The following is a 24849-nucleotide window of genomic DNA, read 5'->3' on the forward strand; positions in this document are numbered from 1 at the left end:
AATTATAATTGTGTTATAATAAAAGTTGATTTGCTTCCTCTGTCTTGTAAATTAGGGTATAATTCGTCTTCAGAATAAGAAATTTTCCATATTCCAGATTGATTTAAAAACTTCAACCTATCTTCTAAAACGTTTGATGATTTTACTTTTCCTTTACTTTTCTTTTTAGTATTTATAAATCCTACGCCATCGTCAATGATTTCAACTTTAAAACTTTTTTCAGATTTGTAATAAAAATTAATGCTAATAGTTCCGTTTTCAACTTTATTAAAAATTCCATGATTAACCGCGTTTTCTACGATAGGCTGCAATAGCATGGTTGGCAATGGTGTTCCTGTTTTATTTAATTTAGAATCGATATATATCTTAAATTCAAATTTATCTTTAAACCGAAGTTTTTCAATTTCTAAATAGTTTTTAATAAGTTTCACTTCTTGCTCTAAGCTTATTTCGGTTTCCTTAGAGAGTTCAAAAAACTGACGAATAAGCTTAGAGAACTTAATTAAATAAGCTTCGGACGCTTCAATTTCGTTATTATTAATGTAATATTGAATTGCCGCCAAAGAGTTAAATACAAAATGCGGATTCATTTGAGATCGCAAGGCTTTTAATTGAATTTCAGACATTTGCTTTTCTTGTATAAGCTTTATGTTTCGTTTTGCTTGTGCTTTTTTACTTGTTCTCCAAACCACTATTGAAACTAATGCTATACCAAACAAACCAATTAATGTTTTTGCCCAAGTATTTTGCCACCATAAAGGATGGATGGAAAATTCTAAATGCTTATGTATTGTTCCTGATTTTAAATTGAAAATATAATCATTTGGTGGAAGATTATTAAAGGTAATTAGGTTAGTTGTAGTCTCTGTCCAATGGGTTTGTACAGGTTCTAATTTGTATGAAAATGTATGTGCTTCGGCTTCAGAAAAATCAATTGCATTTACAACAATGTCTAATGTGTTATTACTTTTGTAAAAGCGCTTTTTGTTGTCTGAAATAGGGTCGTTATTATAGGTTACATTTTCAATAAACAAATCAAGTAATAAGTCTTCTTTTTTTTGATTTATAGGCAAAATTGCCAACCCATTGTTTGTGCCAACTATTAAATTTTCTGTATTAGCATAAACAGTATTTACGTTGTTACTTGGTAAACCGTCGTTTATAGTATATGTTCTTGATAATTGATAATTTTCATTATTTTTTTTAAAATGCAAAACTCCAGTATTGGTTGCTAACCAAAGCGAGTTATTATTTACAAAAGCATCTTGAACAATTAGAAACTTTGATCCTTTTAAAGGTGTTATTGTCTTTAAATCTGTAATGTAACTTCCAAATCCATCTGTATTAATCAGTAGTTGAGAATCATTAATTTTTTTTAAACTTAATATTGATTTTCTTAATGTATTGTCTTTAAAAAAGATATCGACAATCGTATCATTTTTAAGTTCTTTTACACCATTTGTTGTTGCAATTAAAAGTTGGTTATTAAACACCAAAATGTCGTTACATCCTTTTTGAAGATACTCGTTTTCTAAAACAAGCGTTTTTGCATTTAATTTATTTATTCCAAATGAAAAATTTCCGTATAGTTTATTATTAAAATATATGATTTTTCGAGCAATTTCATTTAAAAAAATGTTTTGGTTAGTGATTTTTTTAAAATCTATAGGTTTTTTTTTATCACCTAATGATTGATGCAATACTGTTCTTGTTGAGTAAAATGTAGTGTTTATTTGTGGTATTTGATAAGCTCCAAAAAGATACTCATTACTAGTCATTAACAGCTTAAAATTGTTGTGCTGAGCATTATAACTATAAAACCCTTTATTATAAACACCTACAACTAATTTATTATCAATATAGTTGAAACTCTGAATTTTATTATTTTTAAAAGCATAGACAATATTACTTCTCGTCTTTGGTAATTTATAAATTCCATTATTAAAGCTAGCCAACCATATAATATTAGATTTATCTATAAATCCAAAATGCGCTTCAATCTCTTCAGGAAAATAAAATGGATCTACTATATTAAACTCGTTATTTAATTTTGCTACAAAATTGTTTCCCGAAATTTGGATTTCCTTATTTACTAAATTAAGTCTTGGAACAGATTTTTGTGTGTTATCAAAATAAACTTGTTTTAGTTTTTGAGTATTTAAATTAAGAATAGTATATTTTTTTTCTGTAGTCCAAAAAAATAAGCTATCGTTAATTTGCCCTCTTGTACCTGTTAAACCATATAAATCTTTAGTTGGCATACGCTTTGTTATTGATAAGTCTTTATCATATAAACTTAAAAATTCATCTTCTGGATTAAGGGACAAGTATCTTATAGTTTTATGTTGCAACTTAATCCAATCTTCATTTAGGTTTTTGTTTTTTTTATGTTGCTCGCCATGCCATAAATTATTTTTTAATGTATAGGTTTTTAAAGATTCTGTTGGATAAATAGAATCTCCTACTTGAGAAGAATAGATTGGATTTATAATTTTGTTTTTATCTTTATTTGGGAATGAGAACACACTGTCTTTTTCGATATAACCTAATCTAGAGGATTTAGACAAGTACCAAATTTTTCCATTTGGAGTTGTAAAGGCTTCCCAAACATCATTATTAGGTAAACCTTCTTTTGTTGTAAAAGTCTTAAAGGTTTTACCATTGCACTTTACCATACCCTTATCTGTTAAAAACCACATAAACCCTTTTGCATCTTGCAAAATGGTATATACGTGGTTACTAGGCAACCCTTCTTTTGTAGAGTAGTTTGTGTATTGCTGAGCAAAACAAAAACTCCATATCAAAACTAAGAGTGTTGTGATATGGCGTTTTTTTTGTTTCAATGTGATTTAATTAGTTTACTTACAAATGTAGTTTTTTATGCGCTATTAAAAAGGCTTCAATATTACCATTTGCAATTACAAACACTAGAATAGCAAATATAAATTATTGCTTAATTATTTTTTTAGTCAAAATGCCTTCCGAAGTTAAAACCTGTAAAAAATATAATCCATTAGAGATAGTGTTCATTTTTATAGAGTTTTCACCTGTTTGAAGTTTGCCACTTTTAACCACTTGTCCGTTTACTGTTATTAAACTGTAGCTAGCTTCAGCTTTAATAGTTATAGTAAGCATGGAATTTACAGGATTAGGATAGATATTAACCTCTGCTAATTCAAAAACAGAATTAGACAACGTTGCACATTCACTTTGATTATTCACAAAAGTAGATGTAGCATCTTTATTAGTCCAATTTGTTGTACTCCAAGCAGCATTATCAACCTCTATGCAAGTAAGGTTTGGGTTATTAAGCGCATTAAATGTGGTAAAGTTGGTGTTATTTCCGTTTTTAACATTTAGGCTGGTTAATTGACCATTTGCAGTAATTAATTGGTTAATATTTACATTAAGTGACACATCTAAACTTGTAATTTGATTTACTCCACATGCTAAATATTGTAATGCTAAATTATTAGATACATCTAATGCTGTTAATTGATTAGAAAAACAATTTAAATAAATTAATGAGGTATTGTTAGTAACATCTAAAGCGGTTAACTGGTTTACACTACAATAAAAGAGCTCTAATGCTGTATTTTGTGACACATCTAAAGTTGCTAATTGGTTAGATGGTACTTGCAGGTTTTTAATGGCTACAAAATCTTCAATTCCTGTTAAATCTGTAATACCTAAAGAAGGCATGTACAAATACTCTACAGTATTAATTCTAGAAGTTAATACATAGTTATCGTTTGCAACACCATTTCCCATACTTGTTGGATCACCTAATGGCACCACATTTCCTAAGGCATCGTGGGTTTCTAAGTGGTTTTCAAAATTATCATCTGGCACATAAGTTTCTGGACTCACAATAGTTGTTGTATAGGTATTAGTTACAACTGCAGGATTAAAATCGAAATAAATACTTGCTGTAGCATTAAAAGTGTCTCCTACAACAACTGTACTTTTTGGCTTTATTTTATAAAAAATCCAACCATGAGATCCAGGTTCATTTGTAGTACTATCGTCTAAATTTATATTATTAAAGGTATAGGTTAATTCATTTCCGTTTGCGACAGATGTTGTGTAGGCATGCGACGCAGAAATTGGTTGAAACGTAGCCCAATCTAAATCTGCATCTAAATCTGTTTTAACTGTAATGTTCACTGCAGAGGCTGTGCCTGTGTTTTGAAAACGGATTCTATAGGTTAAATCATCTCCTATTTGAGAAGGCGAAATCTCATCTCCTTCCATACACAACACATCATTAGGATCGTAAGCATTTACAACTGTTTGATCTAAAATAAATGAATTATTACCTGGATCAACGTCTGTAGTAGGTGTAATATTACCTGCAAAGTTTAAAACGTCTCCACCAGTAACCGTTGGTGGAGGTAAAATATTAAATGAAAATGTAATATTTCTAAACTCTAAAGAAGTAAGGTTGGTATAATTCCAAGTGATAGAATTACTAGTTACACTTGCAGGTACAACTGAAGCTGAATTTGTAACATAAGACATTTTAGAGCTATCAAAATTTAAAACAATAGTCTCTGCTCCTGTTGTAGTATCACCATTATTGCTGTAATTTAACTCATAATCTGCAACAAATCCTGGTCTTGCTAAATTCTGACTAACCAATTGTGCTTCTACCTCAACTCCTGTAATATTACTTGTAAAACAAAAATCATTATTTAAGTATGAAGTAGATGAAGAATTTATAGTTAAATTAATCCCATTTGGTGTCGCAACTATATTACCAGAATTAACAGGCTCTATTAAAAAATTACCCGAAGTATTTGGCAATATAAAATTATAAACACCATTAATAGTAGAAGTATAAGCCGAAGAATTATCGCTTAAATCTGTAATTTTAATCGGGAAACTATTAAGCATATTACCATTTGTACAGCCAGAAGCATTTACACTTCCACTTACAGTAATAGGATTGTAAACGCCTAATTCTACTCCATCTAGAAAAAACTGGGAGCTAGGAATTGTAATTCGTAATTGGTAATTACCAGAACTTACATTAGCAAACACTAATGTACTGTGTTTAGGACTTGGCCAATCTGTACAAGTGCCTGTAACAGTTGTATTTGATGTTGCACTTATAACTGTATTAGTAGAATCTACTAACTCAAAAATAGCAGCAGTGCCTGTATATATAACCGCATACTCTAATTCTAACTCGTAGTCTCCAGATAATCCTATACTAAAAATTGGCGAAGTAATGGTTGCAGGAGGATTACCTAAATTATCAACAAACATGGATTGACATCCACCATTAAACCATGATTTGGATACCGTATTTGGCAATACTGTCCAATCTGCAACATCTGCTGCAGTTGCAAAAGTGCCAGAAGGTAGTGCTGTGTTTTGACCAAAAGAAAAATTAGCGCATAAAGTAATCAATAATAAATTGAAAAGTAATTTTGTTTTCATAAGGAATTAGATTGAGGTTAAAATTAAATAGCCAAGACCTTTAACTGCCTTGGCTATTTTAATAAGGTAAAGATTAATAGCTCCACGAAAATAATCTGTATTAAAGTCTAAATTTATATGTATTAAACTAACAACAATTTCTATTTAACGAAAGACACCTTTCATTCAACGAACGGAATATTTGTGCTATTCTAAAAAACAACTTATGTTTGTAATCATACAAAAAACAACTATGGAACAACAACTTGTAAACCTTTTAATGTATATTATTCCTGCTTTAATTACAGGAGCTATCGCTTATTTATTTTTTAGAGAACATACTGAAAATGAAAACAACCGAAGAACCTTTTTAATGCATAAAGAGTTACAAAAAGAAGCCTTCCCATTACGTTTACAAGCTTATGAGCGCTTAACACTTTTTTTAGAGCGTATTGTGCCTTCAAAATTATTGCTTCGTGTTGCTCCAATAAACTCCGATAAAGACCATTACGAGAATTTATTAATACAAAATATAGAGCAAGAATTTGAGCACAATTTATCGCAGCAAATTTATGTAACTGAAGAATGTTGGAATGTAATTAATGCTTCAAAAAATGCAACTATACAATTAATTAGAAAATCTAGTATTTCAGAAAAAATAGATTCGGCAGATACTTTAAGAGAAGCTATTTTAAAAGAAATGACTGAGCGTCGTGCACCAAGTCATGCAGGTTTGTCTTATATAAAAGACGAAGTTGGGAAACTTTGGAGTTAATCATACCTAACCTCAACAGTTCCGCTAGAGCGTTTACCATGCTTAGACTCTGCATGTAAAAAACCATCTAACCACCATTTTTCCATTAGTTTTTTGTTAAATACTAATGAGTTTTCAGTTAGTTTTGTTGGTGTATAATAAATATTTAATTTTACATCACGATGTTTTGCCGCTAACTTACCAATGGCAATATCACCTCGTTCAACTTGGTCTAACAAGTGACCAAATAAACTAATCATTAACGAAAAAGGGTTTTTACCCAATACTTTATTGTACGCCAAATCTTCACTTTCTAATACAATAGCATCAACCTCTGTTGCGCCTCGTAAAATAGCTTCGCGAATTGGTATTACACAACCTAATCCTCCATCTGCATATTCAAAACCATTTTTTTTAACTAAAGACATAAACGGAATGTAATTACACGAAATCCAAACCCAATCGCAAAACTCTTCGTAATCAAACTCATTAATCGATTTGTATTCCGTTCGATTTTTAGACAAGTTTGCTACTGTAACTATTACTTCTTTATTTTTTGCTTTAATAGCATAAAACTCTTCTTCTGTAAAATTGCGTTTTATGTGTTTTCTTAGGTTTTTACTTTCGCCAAATGTTCGTTTCTTTTTTATAAATTGAAGTATAGTATTAAAGTAATTAATAGATACGTATTCTCTCCCCTTTTTCTTTTTAATCACAAATGGATTAATGCTAAAAATTGAATTTTGATTAACGTGAGTAAAAATATCGTAAAGTTTACCAATATCGTTTACTGCTAAATGTGGCACCAACAAACTACCAGTTGAGGTGCCTAAATACATATCGTAGTCTCTGCCTTCTTGCTCAATAAGGTATTGTGCTACACCTCCAGCAAATGCACCTTTACTTCCTCCTCCCGAAATAACTAAAGCTCTCAATTTGTATTGTTTTTATCTTTTAAAATTTGCTCTACAAGTTGCTTATATTTTTCATTTTCTGAAAGCTTTTTTAACAAATCTTTTGCAAAACTTTTAAAACGCCAGTTATGATGTTGCGTTGCATCAACTAAGTTTGTTAGTGCTTTTTTATTAAAAGCATCAATATTTGCGAGGTATAAAAAGGCATTTTGTCGTAATCTAAAATTGTAGTTTGAAGAGGTATAAGTTATCAATTCGTTATAGTAGTTAATTTTGTTATCCTCTTTAAAACTTGGAGTGACCAAGGCTAAAGTAAGCCATAAGGTTCTTATATTTTTATCGTTAAATCCATCTTCTTTTTGAGTACGCTCTAAATACTTGTTTCGCTCCTGCGGAAAACTAGACCATAGATTTAATAAGGCTAACTCTTTGGTTACATAAGAGTCGTCGTTTAACAAACGTTCATACTCTTTTTTTAATGCTGAAGGTACTTCGTTCATATTTTGAGCAATGGCTTGTCTCACCTTAATATTACTACTGTTTAATGCATTTTTAACAACGGCTTCAGTAAGCGAATTAGAATTTTCATTTATAAACCAAATTTTTACTGTGTCGTTTGTTGCTTGTTCCCAATAACGATTTATACTATAATCATCTAAAGACGAGGACTGCAGCGCACTATCCAATTTAATTTTCTGTTGTAATGCAGCAGAATGTGTTTTTAAATTATCTATCAACTCATTATAATGCAAAGCATCACTTTCCAACCATTTTGATACAAATTCCTTTAAATGTTCTCTAGAAGTTTTTTCGACTTCACTTATAAAATCGTTAGTATCTACATTTTTAAATTTATGTTTATTTAAGTAGCGTTTTACGGCATTTTTAAATGCCTTATCGCCTACTTTATCTCGTAACAAATGTAAAACCCAAGCGCCTTTTTTATAAAAAGTCACACTACTAGATTTTGGATTTAGCAATGCTGTTCCTTGTCCTGCTTGGTCTTGTTGCAAAAGCTCTTGTGCATACTCATACAATTTCCAATTATGATAATCATCTCCAAATACTTCTTGTTCTGCCAACAACGCATAATACGTTGCAAAACCTTCTTGTAACCAATGGTGTTCGCCACTTTTAGCAGTTACTAAATCACCAAACCATTGGTGTGCCAATTCGTGTGCGTTAACGTTTACGTAGTTTTTGTCTATAAACGATGTTTCGTCAATCATAAAATCGTCACTAAAAATAGTGAGACTTGTATTTTCCATTCCAGAATACAAAAAATCTTTAACTGGTACTTGCTTATAGTTTTGCCATGGATAAGGCACTCCAATTTCTTCTTCTAGAAAATCGAACATCTGTTTTGTGTAACGATACGTTGGCTCTACTTTCGTGGAGTCCTCAGGATAATAATAAAATTCTAAAGGGATTCCGCTTTTTGAAGTCTCTTCTATTTTATTGTATTTACCAATGGCTAACGCAACTAGGTAGCTGGACATTGGTTGTTGCATATCGTAATGCCATCGTGTAATGGTTTTACCAACTTCTTTATCTATTAACTTCCCATTTGCTAAAACTGCATAATTTTTATCATAGAAAATTGATAAATCAAATTCTATTTTATCGTTAGTATCGTCTATACTTGGTAACCAATTACTGGTGTATTTTCCTTGGCCTTGTGTCCAAATTTGTTCTTCTACAAAATACAAAGCTTTTTTAGGTTTTGTTTTCCAAGCAACATCTAACACGTGTTTTGTATTTGCTTTAAAACTGTATTTAATAATTAAATGCTTACCATCATATAAGCTATCTTGTATAGACTGGTTTAAGCGATACGCTATTTTTTCGAAATTTTTGGCATCAATAAAAATGGAATCTGTATCTTTTAAAATATCTAATTCAAAAGTCATTAATCCAATAATTTCGTTAGCATTATTAATCCCAAAAAAAATCTCTGCTTTAGCCGTTTTATAATCAACATATTCAGTCTGCTGAGCTTCAACAGAAAAATTTAAAAGCAATAAAAAAAGAAATAAAAACGGTTTCATAAATAGAATTAAACAAGGATTAGACCAAAATACAATTTTTTGTTATTTCTGTGAAACGTTTTGACATTTCGAAATGAGATACGATTGAGAAATCTCAATATTAATAAAAATTGAATAAGCAAAAAGCAAACAGTTTAGCTAGTTAAATGTTTTCACTCTGCAATCGAAATGACTACTATTTTCTTTTAAAATATAGCCAAATACACTAATTTCGTAGTGTATGCGTATTAACCTTCAAACTCCCATTGACTATTTAAAAGGTGTTGGACCAAATCGAGCCGATTTGCTTCGCAAGGAACTTAATATTCATACCTATCAAGATTTACTTAATCTCTTTCCTAATCGCTATTTAGACCGAACTAAATACTATAAAATTAACGAGTTACAACAAAACTCTTCCGAAGTGCAGGTTATTGGTAAAATCACAAAATTTCAAGAAGTCGCTCAAAAACGAGGCAAACGTTTAGTCGCCACTTTCCAAGATGAAACTGGCACAATGGAACTCGTTTGGTTTAGAGGTCAAAAATGGATTAAAGACAGCCTAAAGCTCAATATACCTTATGTGATTTTTGGCAAAACAAATTGGTTTAATGGCAAGTTTAATATGCCTCATCCAGATATAGAATTGCAGACTGAATACGACAAAAATTTACGCTCTGCAATGCAAGCGATTTATCCTTCTACAGAGAAGCTCTCTAACAAAGGAATTACCAATCGTGTACTAACAAAAATTATGCAACAATTGTTCTTAGAATCTAAAGGAAAATTTGTTGAAACTTTACCTGAAAATTTAATTTCTGAACTTAAATTAATTTCTAAATCTGAAGCGCTTTTTAACATCCATTTTCCGCAAAATCAAGAGCTACTTTCTAAGGCACAATTCAGGCTAAAATTTGAAGAATTATTTTACATTCAATTGCAATTAATTCTGAAGAATTTAATCCATAAATCAAAAATAAAAGGCTTTCCTTTTGAAACTGTTGGAGCACATTTTAATTCCTTTTTTAAAAACCATTTACCTTTCGAATTAACCAATGCGCAAAAACGAGTTATTAAAGAAATAAGACAAGATTTAGGTAGTAATGCACAAATGAATAGGCTTTTACAAGGCGATGTTGGTTCTGGAAAGACTATAGTTGCGCTAATGTCAATATTAATAGCGCTTGACAATGGTTTTCAGGCTTGCCTTATGGCTCCGACTGCAATTTTGTCAGTACAACACTATAACGGATTAGTTGAGTTATGTAATGATTTAGAAATCAGCATAAAACTACTCACAGGTTCAAGTAAAACTTCAGAACGTAAGGAAATTCATGAAATGCTCGAAAATGGAGAACTAGATCTCTTAATTGGCACGCATGCTTTGCTCGAAGATAAAGTAAAATTTAAAAATTTAGGCTTAGCAATTATAGACGAGCAACATAGATTTGGTGTAAAACAACGTGCCAAATTATGGAAAAAAAACACCTATCCTCCACACGTTTTGGTCATGACTGCAACACCAATTCCGAGAACTTTAGCAATGTCTGTTTATGGTGATTTGGACATCTCTATTATAGACGAATTACCTCCAGGAAGACAAGCCATAAAAACGGTTCACAGGTACGATAATAATAGACTAAAAGTATTCCGTTTTATACGCGATGAAATTGCCAAAGGCAGACAGGTTTATATTGTCTATCCTCTCATCCAAGAAAGTGCACAAATGGACTACAAAGATTTAATGGATGGCTACGAAAGTATCTCTAGAGAATTCCCAATGCCAGACTATCAAATTTCCATTGTGCATGGCAAAATGAAACCAGCAGATAAAGAGTTTGAAATGCAACGTTTTATTAAAGGCGAAACTCAAATTATGGTCGCAACTACAGTTATTGAAGTTGGTGTAAATGTGCCTAATGCCTCTGTAATGATTATTGAAAGCGCAGAACGTTTTGGACTTGCACAATTACACCAATTAAGAGGTCGTGTTGGTCGTGGTGCAGAACAAAGTTATTGTATTTTAATGACAAGCCATAAATTAAGTGCTAATAGCAAAACCAGAATAGAAACCATGACCAGAACAAGCGATGGTTTTGAAATCGCAGAAGTGGATTTACGCCTTCGTGGTCCTGGAGATATTATGGGAACACTACAAAGTGGCATTTTAGATTTAAAAATAGCAGATATTGTAAAGGACAACCACATTTTACAACATGCTCGCTATCATGCCAAGCAAATACTCGCTAAAGATCCTAGTTTAGCTTCACAACAAAACGCTGTGATATTGGAAACCTATACTCAAATGGGTAAATACAAGAATATTTGGAATTATATTAGTTAGAAAATTATATACTCAAAGTCAGTTCGAGTGATTCGACGAAGGAGAATTGTATCGAGAACTTTTTAAACTCTAATGCTTTTCGATACAAAATTTTAAAAAAAAGAATTTCAATCGAAGTGACATTCTATTTCATATCTATTATAAGTATTTATAAATTAGTTAAAATAAAACAACACAACTATCAATTTACGTCAGTTCGAGTCATTCGACAAAGGAGAATTGTATCGAGAACTCTTTAAATACTATTGCTTCTCGATACAAAATTCTAAAAAAAAGAATTTCACTCGAAGTGACATTTCATTTCATATCTATTATAATTATCTTTACAACTAAAATAATAAACCATGAGTATGCTTCACCTAAAACTAGAAACTGATCCGCGTTGGGTAACTATTGTTGAAAGTAATATTGAAGAAATATTAACCGATCATGCTTGGTGCGAGCAAAAAGCAGCTACCAATGCTATAACAATTATTACCAATAATAGCGAGCATGAAGAATTAGTTACAGAATTAATTAAACTAGCACAAGAAGAGTTAGAGCATTTTCAAATGGTACACAATATTATTAAAAAACGTGGTTACACCTTAGGTCGTGAGCGCAAAGACCATTATGTTAATCAACTCTATAAATTTATGAATAAAGGCGGAAGCAGACAACAAAGTTTTGTGGATCGCTTACTGTTTTCAGCCATGATTGAAGCTAGAAGCTGCGAACGTTTTAAACTCCTTTCCGAGCGTATTAACGACGAAGAACTTTCAAAGTTTTATCATGATTTAATGATTAGCGAAGCAGGACATTACACAACATTCATCACTTTTGCTCGTAAATACGGAAAAGACATTGATGTTGATAAACGTTGGCAAGAATTGGTAGAGTTTGAAGGTGAATTGATAAAAAGTTATGGAAAAAGTGAGACCATACATGGCTAGTTAAGTTAAAAGTTAATAGTTAAAATTGAATAGTTGCTCACTCGACGGTAATTTTTATTTCTTACTATACTGTCATTGCGAGGAAGCATGACGTGGCAATCTCTTCCAAAAATAGTAAATTATCATTCTTACAAAAATTGCTTTTAACTTTTTATTGAGAGAAAAACCAGTCTTAAATTGCTAATTTTGATACAAAGCCAAAGCTATGAAATCACTAGCCTTTATTCTAATAAGTATTGCTATGAGTACGACTATAACTATTTTCGATTTTACTAAAGACGCTAACCTTTCTAATTGGCGCATTGTGGACGATGTGGTTATGGGAGGACGTTCTGATGGTGATTTTAAGCTTAATGCCGAAGGTCATGGCGTTTTTAGTGGCAAAGTATCTTTAGAAAATAATGGAGGATTTTCCTCTTTACGTTATGATTCTAAAACCATAGACGTCTCTAATCATACTAAAGTGCGTATTACACTAAAAGGCGACGGTAAAGACTACCAATTTAGAGTAAAAGCCAATAGAAACGAACGCTATTCTTACATCAAAGAATTTAGCACCTCAGGCGAATGGGAAACCATTACAATTAACTTAAACCAAATGCATCCTGCTTTTAGAGGCCGAACGTTAGATTATCCAAACTTCGATAAAAATACCATTGAAGAGCTAGCCTTTTTAATAGGTAATAAAAAAGCAGAAAATTTTAAATTACTTATAGACAAAATTGAGTTGCAATAAATAATTTTCATCAAATAATCCTATCTTTCAGGTGTAGCGCTAAACGCTAATTATTTTTATGGCAAATACACCAAAAACAATCGCTATTGTAGGTTGTGGACCACGAGGACTTTCAGCATTAGAAAATCTTTTCATTTCCTTATCCAACAGCACAAAACAAGCCGATTTAAACGTTATCATTTTCGAAAAAGAATCGCAATTAGGTTCTGGCTTCGTGTATCGCTCCAACCAACCAGATGTTAATTGGCTTAATATTTCTGAACGTGCATTAACCATTGCAGAACGTCCAGAAATTAATTTTAGTGACTTCAGTATAAAACCCTTTCCAAGCTATCATAAATGGACTGGAAAAAGCAAACACAACATCTTAAATAATGATGTAGAAGTGTTTCCAAAACGCTCAGAAATGGGAAACTATTTAAGAGCGCGCTACACCTCTATCGCTTCTGTATTAGAGACACACAAAAGGCTTAAAGTTGTGCAAGGCACAGTTAATCAAGTGATTTCAATTTCTGAAGGTTTTGAGATTCAGCTTAAGTCAAATACAACATATACTGCGAATGAAGTCGTATTAACTATTGGTCATCAAGACACTAAAACGTCTCAACAACTAGCAGATTGGGAGACATTTAGCACTAAAAACGACAGTATCCATTTATTTAAAGACTGTTATCCTATTGAAAACGTCTTAACTTTAGATTTTAAAAATGAACCACATACAGTTGGATTAAGAGGATTTGGACTAGCCATGATTGATCTTGCAAGAGCTTTAGCGGAAGCTAATGGTGGAACTTTTGAAATTACAGACCATAAAACACAAGCTATGACCTACCATAGCGGAAAAGCAAAACTACAACTCGTCCCTTTTTCTTTAGATGGCTTACCGCTTGCCTGCAAACCCTTAAACTCTAAAGTAGATGCATTATTTACACCTACTGAAGCGTTGCAATTAGGTTTTACATCCAAATTACAACAAGTAAGCGATAATAAAGACTACAATAATGGAAATGCCTTTTTAATTGAAGCCATAGCAGAAGTTACAGCCATCCAATATATAAAATTAGGTAATGATGCCTTACAACACGAGCATAATGCAACAGAGTTACAAGACATAATTGCAGCCTATTTAGAAGATGAAAACTATACACATCCATTAATACACTCTAATAAAAACGCGCCAGAACAGTTAATAAAAGCCTTTGTTAATATGGCGACCAACTCGCAACCCATTAGTTTAGATTATTGTTTAGGCCAAGTGTGGAGACATTGCGAGCCAACACTTTACAAAATGATGTCGCACTCCAAATTAAACGACGAGGTGATTAGCGACGTTATTACTTTAGACGAACGAATGAAACGTTACGCCTTTGGTCCTCCAATTGAAAGTTTACAACAGCTTTTAGCTTTAGCTTACCAAGGCACACTAGATTTAAACTACGTAAACGATCCTGAAATAAAGCTAACCAAAAACGGTTGGCAACTCCAAAAAGACGAGCAAGAGATTACAATAGATGTTATGGTAAACACTGTTTTAGACAGTCCGCAAATAACAGCAGTCACCTCTCCTATTGTTACCAATTTATTGGCAGACAACACTATTAAACCAGTACATAGCAAATTGGGTGTGGACACACAACCCAATGGTTTAGTCGTTTCTAAAAACAAAAAACACAAGCAACACTTAGCTTTATTAGGCAGATTAGCAAAAGGCAGCGTTGTTGGTGTAGATGCTATTTTAGAGTGTTTTGGACCACGAGTAAAAGACTGGGCAGATGGTGTTATTGCGCGACTTTAGGATTGAGCTTTTAGTATGACAAATACTACAAAATTGTTGATAAAAGGGTATAACTAGGTTTGTAAAGTAATTGATTTATAAATTTTAACCACTAACTTCGTTTAACGAATGATATTAAACAATGAAACGTTTGATATCAAGAGTACACTGTAAGCAATTTCCAAAGCGCAACAGAAATTTATATAAATTCCTCTGAAAACGGATAAAGGAAAATCAAAAATTAGAGAAATCTAAAAAAAACATTTCAAAATGAAATTATCAGGAAAATCAATCAGGTCATTTATTGGTTCTAAAAACTATAATCTATCTCGAAATTTCTATCTCGATTTAGGATTTAAAGAAGTCATCACATCTGAAAAAATGTCTTATTTCTACATTGGAGAATTCGGATTTTATTTACAAGATGCTTATGTGAAAGATTGGATTGATAACTCAATGATTTTCTTTGAGGTTGATAATTTAGAAAGTACTTTGAAATACATACGGAACTTAAAGTTGACTGAAAAATATGAGAATGTGCGCTTATCTGAAATAGTACATAACGAATGGGGAAACGAGTTTTTCCTTCACGACCCTTGTGGAATATTATGGCATTTCGGAATTTTTAAATCTAAAACACTGTAGAAAAAACTGCTTACATGAATGTGTATAATTCATTGCTGGTTATAGCCTACTTACGAAAGTCCTCTCGGACTTTCTATCTGTGATTTATTTGCTAACTTTAGTGCTAACCACGCAACTACTTATAGCCGAGACCATTAACCAAACTCCCAAAACCCTCACTCCTCCAACAAAGCACCTACAAAACCTTCGAACTCCGTTTTAAATTCTGTAAATTTTTTGCCAGTAGCTGGACCATTAAAACCTGTATGGATTTTACGTACAGTTCCTTTTTTGTCTATAAAAATAGTGGTTGGATAGCTTAATACGTGGTTTAGCATTGGGAGTTTTTCGTTTGCTTTTTGTTTGCTGGTGGTTCCTGTTTGCGCTAATAGTACAGGATACGTTACTCCTACTCTATCTTGTAAACGTTTTATGTTGGCAAAGGCTTTATCTTCCGTTTTAACGTACTCAAAAGCTAAAGCGACGATTTCTAAATCTTCATCTGTATTGGACTTATAAAAGTCTGCATAGTACTTGCTTTCATCTAAACAATTAGGACACCAAGTTCCCATAATTTGTACTAAAACTACTTTGTTTTTAAAACGCTCATCGGTTAAACTCACTTGGTTTCCGTTAGCATCAGGAAATGTAAATGCAATACTATCGTAGCCTTCTTTTAAAAATGTAAGTGCATTAGAGTCTTTAAGCTCAAAAGCGTCGTTACGAACTGCTGTAAAAGGTTCTTTCCAATGGTTGCCAGAGTAAAACATACCATTAATTGTAGAGTCTGTAACTGTGCCTGTAAATAAAAAAGCATGTGCACCATCAAAGGTAGAAAGTTGTAATTGGTTGCCATGGAGTACGCCTTCTAAATACCTATAATCACCAGTTTCGGTTCTAAAGGTACCAGTTACTGTGTTTCCGTTTTGTTTAAATATGCCTTTGGCTATGTATTTATCGGCTTCAGAATTTGGACTAAACGTCGTTTCCCAGTTTCCTGTAACCTTATATGTAGCGTCGTTATCACTACTATTAAAACGTGTATTGTTTTTTTGTGCTGTAAATGGCACTATTCGGTTTAATTCTGGTTTTACAAAATTCCCTGTTAGCGTTTCGTTATTAAGCTTTGCAATTAAAATTCCTTCAAAAACTGGTGTTTTTATGTAAACCGAATCGTTTTTGTACTCAATCTCATCGACTTCAATCCGTTCTTCCGCATTAAAAATGGTGAGCTTTTTCTGGTTTTCGACTTTAAAAACAAAAGGCAAAGTTATAGTGTCGTTAATCTGTAACTCTGCTCTGTACGTGCCTGGAGTTAGTGTTTCGACTTCTGGCTTTGTTGTACAAGCACATAAAACAACAAGCAAAACAATAGAAATTAAATAACGCATAAGTGTCTTTTTTATATGGTTATTCGAAGAAACAACAAAATACTTACATAAAAAAAAGGCATTGTGTAAAACAATGCCTTCGTCAACTAAAATTATCCCTACTTTTAGTGTAACTAATCTATATAAATATGGTACGAATCTAAAAATCGAGCACTATTTATGGAAAATTACATACTTCAAAATGCATCTATTAGACCAAATTCTATTTTATACGATGAAATACAAAAACGGAACCTTTAATCTTACATTATTTTTGAAACAAAACAGTTTTAAGCGTTTTTTTACACACAAGTATTTTTATCTTTGTAGCCTTAACAGACATTAAATGAAGATTTCTTACAACTGGATAAAACAGTTTATAAAAACCGATTGGTCACCAGAGCAAACTAGCGAATTATTAACAGATTTAGGCCTTGAAGTAGAAGGTTTAGAGACTTACCAAAGTGTAAAAGGTGGTTTAGAAGGCGTTGTTGTTGGTGAAGTTCTTACTTGCGAGCAACACCCAAATGCAGACCGTTTAAAGGTAACAACCGTTAATATTGGTGCCAATGCGCCTTTGCAAATTGTTTGTGGTGCTCCAAATGTTGCTGCAGGACAAAAAGTCCCTGTTGCTACTATAGGTACAACTTTATATGCTGAAGAAGGCGAAGCCTGGACCATAAAAAAAGGAAAGATTAGAGGCGAAGAAAGCTTTGGAATGATTTGCGCTGAAGATGAACTTGGCTTAGGAAAATCTCACGATGGCATAATGGTATTAAGCAACGATACTGTTGTTGGAACTCCTGCAGCAGACTTGTTTAATATAGAAAATGATCAGGTTTTTGAAATTGGTTTAACACCAAACAGAGCAGATGCAATGAGCCATTTTGGTGTGGCTCGCGATTTAAAAGCTGGCTTGCAGCACAAGGAGATAAATTTAGAGCTAATTACACCTTCGGTTAGTGCATTTCACGTTGATAATAGAATTTTAAAAATAGAAATCGAAGTACAGAATAAAGAATTAGCGCCTCGCTATTGTGGTATTTCTATTTCTGGTGTAAAAGTGGCAGAATCGCCACAATGGTTACAACACAGACTAAAAGCGATTGGCTTGGCTCCTATTAATAATATTGTAGATGCTACTAATTATGTGTTACACGAATTAGGTCAACCCTTACACGCTTTTGATGCCAATAAAATTAATGGCAATAAAATTGAAGTTAAAACACTACCAACTGGTACTAAATTTACAACCTTAGATGGTGTTGAGCGCGAATTGCATGAGGATGATTTAATGATTTGCGATGCCGAAAAACCACTGTGTATTGCTGGTGTTTTTGGAGGCATTGATTCTGGTGTAACAGAAACCACAGAAAGTATATTTTTAGAAAGTGCGTATTTTAATCCTGTAAGTGTTCGTAAAACTGCAAAACGACATGCACTAAATACAGATGCTTCGTTTAGGTTTGAAAGAGGTATCGATCCCAACATTACAGAATACGCTTTAAAACGTGCTGCTTTATTGATTACAGAAGTTGCTGGCGGAGAATTAACGAGCGATATAATGGAATTCTATCCTAATAAAATTGAAGACTTCCAGGTTCGTATTAGTTTTGAGAATGTGACTAAATTAATTGGTCAGGAAATTCCAAAAGAAACGATTAAAAGTATTTTAACGTCTTTAGATATTAAAGTGAATAGCGTTACCGAAACTGGCTTGGGACTTACCATACCTGCTTACAGAAACGATGTCACTAGAGAAGCTGATGTTATTGAAGAAATACTTAGAGTCTATGGTTATAACAATATTGAATTTAGCTCTAAACTCAATGCGAGCATGTCTAACATGTCGCGTTTCGACGATCACAACATCCAAAATAGTATAGGTAATCAACTCGCTGCACAAGGCTTTTACGAGATTTTAGCAAACTCGCTTACTAGTCCTGATTATACTGGCTTAATAGACCATTTAAAGGACGAGCACAATGTTACGATGTTAAATCCTTTAAGTAACGATTTGTCTGTAATGAGACAATCGCTTTTATTTTCTGGCTTAGAAGCCATATCTCATAATATAAACAGAAGACGCTCTGATTTAAAACTGTTTGAATTTGGAAAAACATACCATAATTATCCTGATAGTAGAACCGAAAACAAACACTTAACCGTATTTGTTACTGGTCAAAAAACAGCAGAAACATGGAGTAATCCTGCACAAAAAACAGATTTCTTTTATTTAAAAGGTACTATTGAAGCTGTTTTGCAGCGTTTAGGTATTTCTAGATTTAAAGCCTCACCTTCTAAAAACTCATTATTTGCTGAAGGTTTAGAGTTTGGTTTAGGTAAAAACAAGTTAGTAGAATTTGGTTTAGTCTTTAAAAAAATAATGAAGCATTTTGACATTTCTCAAGATGTGTATTTTGCAGATTTTAATTGGGATACTATTTTAAATTTAGTGAAGCATAACGACATTAAATTTAAAGCCATCCCTAAATACCCAGAAGTACGTAGAGATTTTGCATTGTTGTTAGATGATGCTGTACGTTTTGAAAGTATTTACGACATCGCTAAACGTACCGAAAAACAATTACTAAAAGAGGTTAATTTATTCGATGTTTACCAAGGTAAAAATTTACCACAAGGAAAAAAGAGTTATGCTGTGAGTTTTACGTTCCAAGACGAAAATAAAACACTTACAGACAAACAAATAGATAAAATAATGGCAAAGCTACAATCTAATTTTGAGAGTCAGCTTAAAGCCGAATTACGATAATATATGGCACAACGAGGCATTAGAGGTTATGGATTACTAATTATTGGACTTATTTTTATAAGCGTAGGCGCTTATCGCTTTTACAATCACTTTGTAGCAGGAGCAGAATATACGACCTTGCGATTAATGCTTGCAGCTGCTTTTTTACTGTTTGGTGGCTACTATATTTATAAATATTTTAACGATAGAGTTTAATCACTTTTCCTTTTAAAAGTCCGCCTTTTTTAGTATATTTAGTAATAGCATTTTATGTTGAAATGCTTCAACCCTAAAAAAGTAAGTATTATGGAAGGATCAGAATATATTAAAATATTTACAGGCAATTTTATTGTTGTACAACTTATTCGCGATAGATTAGAAGCTATAGGTATTAATCCTATAATTAAAGATGAAAGTGAATCGGCTAGAATGGCTGGTTTTGGAACGTTTAGCCAAGGGTTACAAGAGCTTTATGTAAATAACGACGAGTTAGACAGATCTGTTGCTATTGTAGAGAGTGTACGTAGCGAGATGGAAGCTAATGCTGGTGAATAGTGAAAAGTGAAAAACTAACAATTTTACGCATAAAAAAAGCCTCAAAGTTTAAAATTTTGAGGCTTTTTTAGTATTCTAATTTTTAGTCCATTGGTATTTTTTATGAAAATTTTTATTAGCGCGTTGCTTTTTTTGCTTCGCAATTTTCTGAGCTTCTAATTTAATTTGCTCTTTAATAGATTGGCCTTTTTTAGGCACATTTTCTTTTTCCATTACAATATTAAAATCTTCAAAACCATTTCCTAAATTAAATACAAGACCTTGATTTGGCTGAATTTTTTGAGTTTTTACAGTTTTAATGTTTTCAGCAGAAAATTTAAAACTCTCATTAAATCGGCTTTCTTTACTTTCCTGTAATTTAGGATATTCTACATCTACAGTAATATCAGATTTTAATGATTTAGATTTTAATTTATAAACGCCAGGACGTAATAAATTAACAGCATACATATCTGCTTTTGTTGGTTTCTGATTATCGAATTCAATGTTTTTTCCTTTTTTTATAACGATACGATTATTGGTAAATTCGTTTGAGTTGTAAAAAAGCAAATAGCCATTTTCATTATTTAATCTAATTTTGTGTAAGCTCTTATTTCTTAAAACTTGATGTAAATCTACGTTTTCGGAAGTTTTATCAAACTTATCACTACATTCTACTTCAGAACTTACAAGTAAAGATTTGTTATTGTAAATCTCAATCTGGTAACTTCCTGCTCCACTCATTTTATGAACTACATAAGCTAAAGGCCCAACAGTATCCACAGAGAATGACGTGTTTTCTAATACTTTTTTATTTATAAAATTTTTCATTTTTGTTATTTTTATGGGTTATATGTCTACGCTTAAAACTATCTCATCGTCTTTTATATCTATTGCAACATTATGTATTGGCAATAATACTGGTGTACTTCCTGGTACAATAGGATATGGAGTATCGACTTCGTATAAAGTTGTATCTGATAAAAAGTGATTGGCAACTTTTTCTAGTATAAAATCGAATAAACCAAAACTAACACCTAATAGATCCGAAAGCCATTCGTCGATATCATCTCCAATATCTAAAATACCTCTAATAATATCACTAATACCATTTAATAACCAACTCAATATGTCTCTTGCCCAACCTGGTAAACCTCCAAAAATGTTATTTATAAAATTATCTATAATAGCATCTAAAATGTTACCAATAGTATCTGCAAAATCTATAATATCTAAATCCAACCATCTTGCCTCTAAAAACAATTGCCATTTATCTAAAGCATTTGCTGCATAAGCTTGGTATTGGTTTAGTCCTGTTCCTGCTGGATTATCAAAAAACTTAATTACAGGTTTAAAACCACCAGAAATTTCAGATTGAATTAAACCATCTAAATTTAAAGGAATACTAATGTCTGGATTTGCAGAAAACAAGCAAATTCTTGGTGCTCTCACTAAGCAGCCACTCCAAGGCCATGGCTTTGGTATAATGCAAAATCCACCAACACACACTTCTGGAATGTCAACTTCTAATGTCACATTTAAAGGATCGTAAACGACATCTAATTCGCTTATTTTAATTTCATCTGGCGAGTCTTTAAGATCGATGTCTCCACCTTCTAGTCGCACTCCTACGTTATAAGACGCTCTAAATGCTCCGTTTGAACTCCCTGATTTTGTTATGTTTACACTGTCTCTAGCTGTATTAAACAACTCTTTTACAGCATCTTCCGAAAAAGCTATATCTATATTTGGCATGTTAATTTATATTTAAAAAGATTGATAAATAATTGTTTGAAATGTTTGGATTAAATGGTAATGCTGCAGATGTTGGTGTTAAACCAACACTAAAATATGAGCCTGCATTAAACATTAAGTCCTCGACTGATAGTTTTAATTTAGGAAAAACAACAGTATCTAGCATTTGCTTTAAATAGCATTCTATAGAGTTTTCTAAACCTAATGGAGAAATATCCTCTAATTCTATACCTACAAGTCTTAATTTTAAAAAATTACCTTCTCGTATCAATACCACTTTTGCGTAAAGGCTTAAGCAGAAACAATTCATTTTAAATAAATCTAAAGGCGCAAATACTAATCCTTTGCCAATTTTTAATGCTTTGTCTTTTTTTAGTTTAGCTTTAGAAACTTTCAATTTATCTTTAGATAATTTAATTGGTGATCCTTTTATTTCTGAAAGAAACACATCGTTATCTATCCAATTTGAAATAATTTGACCACATCCTAAACCAGCACAAACTTTACCTTTTAAAGCAAATTGTTGTATTGCCAATCCTCCTAATTCTGATGGCAATTGAATGCTTGAAGCTGGACTAAAATCAACCTTTAGCTCCTTAATTTGGACACTATAATCCACACCAAGACTAGGATCTGTAGAGCCTATAATTGGTAATTTTGGTACTAAAGTGCTTTTGTCTATTCCCATAGCATTAAGAATAGGGTTTACTGCAATTGGTGAACAAAATCTATTGTTTCTTTTCACCTTTGCTGTAGCGTAATTAAATGTTTTTGGGTTTTGAAGCATAAATTCATTTAATATGGTATTAAATGCTGATTCTTGAAATCTACCCATAGCATCTGAGTGTTCTGTTAACGTCATAATATGTGTATTTAAGTGTTCCTACTCGTTTTAGGCTTTTCGGATGTCGCCTTTTGTTTTTCACTTATAAGCCGCAACAATGTTTTTTTTCATTAAAACACTGTATGCTAGTCTTTTAGTTATTGCAAATTTCGTTTAAGAACCAGAACTATAAGGGATGTGTTACACTGAGTTTGAAGAAGGTGTTTACCCTTAAATAAAAGGGGTTTATACCTGATAGAGTGAATAGTGAATAGTGAATAGTGAATAGTGAAAAACTAACAATTTTACGCATAAAAAAAGCCTCAAAATCAAAGATTTTGAGGCTTTTTAGTTCTATTTGTATGGTTTATGCTGTTACAGCGTACATTTTTTGACGTTGCTCTTTAATTTTTGGATCTTGCATATACTCATCAAACGTTGTATAACGATCGATTACACCATTTGGTGTAAGCTCTATTACTCTGTTTGCTAATGTTTGTGCAAACTCATGATCGTGTGTAGAAAATAATACTGTGCCTTTAAAGTTTTTAAGCGAGTTGTTAAACGCAGTAATACTTTCTAAATCCAAGTGGTTTGTTGGCTCGTCTAACATTAATACGTTAGCTCTAACCATCATCATACGAGAAAGCATACAACGTACTTTTTCTCCTCCTGATAATACATTAGATTTTTTTAATGCTTCTTCTCCACTAAAAATCATTTTTCCTAAAAAACCTCTTATATATACTTCTTCGCGTTCTTCTTCTGTTGTTGCCCATTGACGTAACCAATCTACTAAACTCAAATCGTTATTAAAATACTCACTATTATCTAGTGGTAAATACGATTGTGTGGTTGTAACGCCCCAAGCAAAGGTTCCTGAATCTTGCTTTTCTTTATTGTTTAAAATTTGATATAAAGCAGTTGTAGCTCTAGAGTCTCTAGAAAACACAACAACTTTATCGCCTTTATTAAGGTTAAAATGTATGTCTTTAAATAGTACTTCACCTTCTAATGTAGCCGATAAACCATCAACGTTTAATATTTGATCTCCTGCTTCACGTTCTCTTTCAAAAATAATTGCTGGATAGCGACGACTAGAACGTTTTATGCCTTCTATATTTAATTTATCAATCATTTTCTTTCTACTGGTTGCTTGCTTAGATTTGGCAACGTTAGCAGAGAAACGACGTATAAATTCTTCTAATTCCTTTTTCTTCTCTTCGGCTTTCTTATTTTGCTGTGCATGTTGTCTTGCTGCTAATTGAGAGGACTCATACCAAAACGTATAATTTCCTGAGAAATGGTTAATTTTTCCGAAGTCAATATCACTAATGTGTGTACAAACAGCATCTAAAAAGTGTCTGTCGTGAGAGACAACAATTACGCAACTGTCGTAATTTGCCAAAAAGTTTTCTAACCAAGAAATGGTTTCGTAATCCAAATCATTGGTAGGCTCATCCATAATTAACACATCTGGATTTCCAAATAAAGCTTGTGCTAAAAGTACACGTACTTTTTGTTTACCATCCAAATCCTTCATTACTGTGTAATGGTGTTCTTCTTTTATACCCAAATTAGAAAGTAGTGCTGCAGCATCACTATCTGCATTCCAACCATTCATTTCTTCAAACTGTACTTGGAGTTCTCCTATTTTTTCGGCATTTTCATCTGTATAATCTGCATACAAGGCATCGATTTCAGCTTTGATTTCATATAAAGGTTTGTTCCCTTTAATTACAGTTTCTAAAACAGTATCCTCATCGTGCTTGTTGTGGTCTTGCTCTAAAACAGACATGCGTTTACCTGCCTCCAAGTGTACACTTCCAGAGGTTGGTTCTTGTTTTCCTGCTAAAATATTTAAAAATGTAGATTTTCCTGCTCCATTAGCACCAATAATTCCGTAGCAATTACCATTATTAAAGGTAGTACTTACCTCATCAAATAATACACGCTTACCAAATTGTACCGAAAGGTTTGAAACTGATAACATAGTTTGTCTTTTAATTTTTTTGCAAAATTAATCAAATCAATCTATAATAAATAATTATTACTAGCTTATTAATACTTTAACAGCGCGTTAACA

At 32.3% G+C, this 24849-nt stretch carries 18 protein-coding genes; 9 read left to right on the forward strand and 9 right to left on the reverse strand.

Annotated elements, in window-relative coordinates:
* Nucleotides 1-2 precede the first annotated feature (2 nt).
* Nucleotides 3-2843: a histidine kinase gene (locus ACVC5O_RS08065; protein ID WP_452220967.1), complete on the reverse strand. Its 2841-nt coding sequence runs from the start codon at nucleotides 2841-2843 to the stop codon at nucleotides 3-5.
* 103 nt (nucleotides 2844-2946) lie between these two features.
* Nucleotides 2947-5445 carry a DUF7619 domain-containing protein gene (locus ACVC5O_RS08070; RefSeq protein ID WP_452220968.1) on the reverse strand — a complete coding sequence of 833 codons (2499 nt, stop codon included), beginning with the start codon at nucleotides 5443-5445 and terminating at the stop codon, nucleotides 2947-2949.
* 232 nt (nucleotides 5446-5677) lie between these two features.
* Here ACVC5O_RS08070 and ACVC5O_RS08075 point away from each other — a divergent pair, with 232 nt between their 5' ends.
* On the forward strand, nucleotides 5678-6199 hold the full coding sequence (locus ACVC5O_RS08075) for a DUF7935 family protein (protein WP_452220969.1): 522 nt from the start codon (nucleotides 5678-5680) through the stop codon (nucleotides 6197-6199).
* On the opposite strand, the gene ACVC5O_RS08080 is transcribed toward ACVC5O_RS08075, so the two are convergent.
* Nucleotides 6196-7113, reverse strand: a complete 918-nt coding sequence (locus ACVC5O_RS08080) for a patatin-like phospholipase family protein (RefSeq protein ID WP_452220970.1) — start codon at nucleotides 7111-7113, stop codon at nucleotides 6196-6198. The genes ACVC5O_RS08075 and ACVC5O_RS08080 overlap by 4 nt on opposite strands.
* On the reverse strand, nucleotides 7110-9140 hold the full coding sequence (locus ACVC5O_RS08085) for a M1 family metallopeptidase (RefSeq protein WP_452220971.1): 2031 nt from the start codon (nucleotides 9138-9140) through the stop codon (nucleotides 7110-7112). The genes ACVC5O_RS08080 and ACVC5O_RS08085 overlap by 4 nt, the downstream gene beginning before the upstream one ends.
* A 220-nt stretch (nucleotides 9141-9360) precedes the next feature.
* Here ACVC5O_RS08085 and recG point away from each other — a divergent pair, with 220 nt between their 5' ends.
* From recG to ACVC5O_RS08110, 5 genes are all read left to right on the forward strand, one after another.
* Nucleotides 9361-11463 carry an ATP-dependent DNA helicase RecG gene (gene recG, locus ACVC5O_RS08090; protein ID WP_452220972.1) on the forward strand — a complete coding sequence of 701 codons (2103 nt, stop codon included), beginning with the start codon at nucleotides 9361-9363 and terminating at the stop codon, nucleotides 11461-11463.
* 350 nt (nucleotides 11464-11813) lie between these two features.
* Nucleotides 11814-12395 (forward strand): tRNA isopentenyl-2-thiomethyl-A-37 hydroxylase MiaE, encoded by a 582-nt coding sequence (miaE, locus tag ACVC5O_RS08095; RefSeq protein WP_452221068.1) that lies wholly within the window; start codon nucleotides 11814-11816, stop codon nucleotides 12393-12395.
* 205 nt (nucleotides 12396-12600) lie between these two features.
* On the forward strand, nucleotides 12601-13131 hold the full coding sequence (locus ACVC5O_RS08100; RefSeq protein WP_452220973.1) for a CIA30 family protein: 531 nt from the start codon (nucleotides 12601-12603) through the stop codon (nucleotides 13129-13131).
* 58 nt (nucleotides 13132-13189) lie between these two features.
* The gene (locus ACVC5O_RS08105) at nucleotides 13190-14926 is read left to right on the forward strand and encodes an FAD/NAD(P)-binding protein (RefSeq protein ID WP_452220974.1); all 1737 of its coding nucleotides are present in this window, start codon (nucleotides 13190-13192) and stop codon (nucleotides 14924-14926) included.
* Between the two features lie 249 nt (nucleotides 14927-15175).
* On the forward strand, nucleotides 15176-15550 hold the full coding sequence (locus ACVC5O_RS08110) for a glyoxalase (RefSeq protein ID WP_452220975.1): 375 nt from the start codon (nucleotides 15176-15178) through the stop codon (nucleotides 15548-15550).
* Nucleotides 15551-15705: 155 nt separating this feature from the next.
* Here the strand turns inward: ACVC5O_RS08110 and ACVC5O_RS08115 are convergent, their stop codons facing one another.
* A complete protein-coding gene (locus ACVC5O_RS08115) occupies nucleotides 15706-16920 on the reverse strand; it encodes a peroxiredoxin family protein (protein WP_452220976.1) in 1215 nt (404 codons plus the stop codon).
* A gap of 325 nt (nucleotides 16921-17245) precedes the next feature.
* On the opposite strand from ACVC5O_RS08115, the gene pheT reads away from it, so the two are divergent.
* The 3 genes from pheT to ACVC5O_RS08130 all read left to right on the forward strand — a co-directional run bounded on the left by pheT (nucleotide 17246) and on the right by ACVC5O_RS08130 (nucleotide 20206).
* On the forward strand, nucleotides 17246-19672 hold the full coding sequence (pheT, locus tag ACVC5O_RS08120) for a phenylalanine--tRNA ligase subunit beta (protein WP_452220977.1): 2427 nt from the start codon (nucleotides 17246-17248) through the stop codon (nucleotides 19670-19672).
* Between the two features lie 3 nt (nucleotides 19673-19675).
* Nucleotides 19676-19867: a hypothetical protein gene (locus ACVC5O_RS08125; protein WP_452220978.1), complete on the forward strand. Its 192-nt coding sequence runs from the start codon at nucleotides 19676-19678 to the stop codon at nucleotides 19865-19867.
* A 90-nt stretch (nucleotides 19868-19957) separates the two neighbouring features.
* The gene (locus ACVC5O_RS08130) at nucleotides 19958-20206 is read left to right on the forward strand and encodes a putative signal transducing protein (RefSeq protein WP_452220979.1); all 249 of its coding nucleotides are present in this window, start codon (nucleotides 19958-19960) and stop codon (nucleotides 20204-20206) included.
* Nucleotides 20207-20281: 75 nt separating this feature from the next.
* Here ACVC5O_RS08130 and ACVC5O_RS08135 read toward each other — a convergent pair whose 3' ends face one another.
* The 4 genes from ACVC5O_RS08135 to ACVC5O_RS08150 form a co-directional block, all read right to left on the reverse strand.
* A complete protein-coding gene (locus tag ACVC5O_RS08135) occupies nucleotides 20282-21016 on the reverse strand; it encodes a hypothetical protein (RefSeq protein ID WP_452220980.1) in 735 nt (244 codons plus the stop codon).
* Between the two features lie 18 nt (nucleotides 21017-21034).
* On the reverse strand, nucleotides 21035-21940 hold the full coding sequence (locus tag ACVC5O_RS08140; protein WP_452220981.1) for a hypothetical protein: 906 nt from the start codon (nucleotides 21938-21940) through the stop codon (nucleotides 21035-21037).
* Nucleotide 21941: 1 nt separating this feature from the next.
* Nucleotides 21942-22802: a hypothetical protein gene (locus tag ACVC5O_RS08145; RefSeq protein WP_452220982.1), complete on the reverse strand. Its 861-nt coding sequence runs from the start codon at nucleotides 22800-22802 to the stop codon at nucleotides 21942-21944.
* Nucleotides 22803-23130: 328 nt separating this feature from the next.
* Entirely contained in the window at nucleotides 23131-24756 is a 1626-nt protein-coding gene (locus ACVC5O_RS08150) for an ABC-F family ATP-binding cassette domain-containing protein (RefSeq protein ID WP_452220983.1), read from the reverse strand.
* Between the last annotated feature and the right edge of the window lie 93 nt (nucleotides 24757-24849).

The sequence above is a fragment of the Lacinutrix salivirga genome, assembly GCF_053604675.1.

Coding starts and splice junctions, on each gene's coding strand:
- ACVC5O_RS08070 (WP_452220968.1), bottom strand. CDS start 5,445: ATGAAAACAAAATTACTTTTCAATTTATTATTGATTACTTTATGCGCT.
- ACVC5O_RS08075 (WP_452220969.1), top strand. CDS start 5,678: ATGGAACAACAACTTGTAAACCTTTTAATGTATATTATTCCTGCTTTA.
- ACVC5O_RS08085 (WP_452220971.1), bottom strand. CDS start 9,140: ATGAAACCGTTTTTATTTCTTTTTTTATTGCTTTTAAATTTTTCTGTT.
- recG (WP_452220972.1), top strand. CDS start 9,361: ATGCGTATTAACCTTCAAACTCCCATTGACTATTTAAAAGGTGTTGGA.
- miaE (WP_452221068.1), top strand. CDS start 11,814: ATGCTTCACCTAAAACTAGAAACTGATCCGCGTTGGGTAACTATTGTT.
- ACVC5O_RS08100 (WP_452220973.1), top strand. CDS start 12,601: ATGAAATCACTAGCCTTTATTCTAATAAGTATTGCTATGAGTACGACT.
- ACVC5O_RS08105 (WP_452220974.1), top strand. CDS start 13,190: ATGGCAAATACACCAAAAACAATCGCTATTGTAGGTTGTGGACCACGA.
- ACVC5O_RS08110 (WP_452220975.1), top strand. CDS start 15,176: ATGAAATTATCAGGAAAATCAATCAGGTCATTTATTGGTTCTAAAAAC.
- ACVC5O_RS08115 (WP_452220976.1), bottom strand. CDS start 16,920: ATGCGTTATTTAATTTCTATTGTTTTGCTTGTTGTTTTATGTGCTTGT.
- pheT (WP_452220977.1), top strand. CDS start 17,246: ATGAAGATTTCTTACAACTGGATAAAACAGTTTATAAAAACCGATTGG.
- ACVC5O_RS08125 (WP_452220978.1), top strand. CDS start 19,676: ATGGCACAACGAGGCATTAGAGGTTATGGATTACTAATTATTGGACTT.
- ACVC5O_RS08130 (WP_452220979.1), top strand. CDS start 19,958: ATGGAAGGATCAGAATATATTAAAATATTTACAGGCAATTTTATTGTT.
- ACVC5O_RS08135 (WP_452220980.1), bottom strand. CDS start 21,016: ATGAAAAATTTTATAAATAAAAAAGTATTAGAAAACACGTCATTCTCT.
- ACVC5O_RS08140 (WP_452220981.1), bottom strand. CDS start 21,940: ATGCCAAATATAGATATAGCTTTTTCGGAAGATGCTGTAAAAGAGTTG.
- ACVC5O_RS08145 (WP_452220982.1), bottom strand. CDS start 22,802: ATGACGTTAACAGAACACTCAGATGCTATGGGTAGATTTCAAGAATCA.
- ACVC5O_RS08150 (WP_452220983.1), bottom strand. CDS start 24,756: ATGTTATCAGTTTCAAACCTTTCGGTACAATTTGGTAAGCGTGTATTA.